The sequence below is a fragment of the Exiguobacterium qingdaonense genome (assembly GCF_018617855.1).
In the GTDB taxonomy this organism is placed as follows: Bacteria; Bacillota; Bacilli; order Exiguobacteriales; family Exiguobacteriaceae; genus Exiguobacterium; species Exiguobacterium qingdaonense.
Map to the genome: position 1 here is coordinate 1 of NZ_JACSKY010000040.1, position 358 is coordinate 358.

Below are 358 nucleotides of genomic sequence, written 5' to 3' on the forward strand. Positions count from 1 at the left end.
CCCGTCGTCCCGACGGTTGAAGAAGCCAACAGGCGCTCGGCTTCTTGTCTGAGGTTCAGTCCTGCGTTCACATCACGGTCGTGGTGGGCACCGCAAGCCGGGCAGGTCCATTCACGCAGACCAAGATGTTTCACGTCTTGGTGTCGATGGCCACAACCCGAACACAATTGGCTCGAGGCGAAGGTCTTCCCGACCTTCACGACGGTCTTGCCGTACCAGCCGGCCTTATACTCGAGCATGCGAAAGAACGCCGACCAGCCGACCTCGGCGATCGACTTGCTCCACTTGCGGTCCTGCTGCATGTCTTTCACCTGCAGGGTCTCGATGCCGATGACGTCGTGGTTTTTGACGATCTCGG

Annotated in this window: 1 protein-coding gene; it reads right to left on the bottom strand. The window is 59.5% G+C overall.

Annotated features, from left to right (window positions below; genetic code table 11):
* A partial coding sequence (locus KNP00_RS14145; RefSeq protein ID WP_215146307.1) for an RNA-guided endonuclease TnpB family protein occupies positions 1–358 on the bottom strand: 358 nt, incomplete at both ends.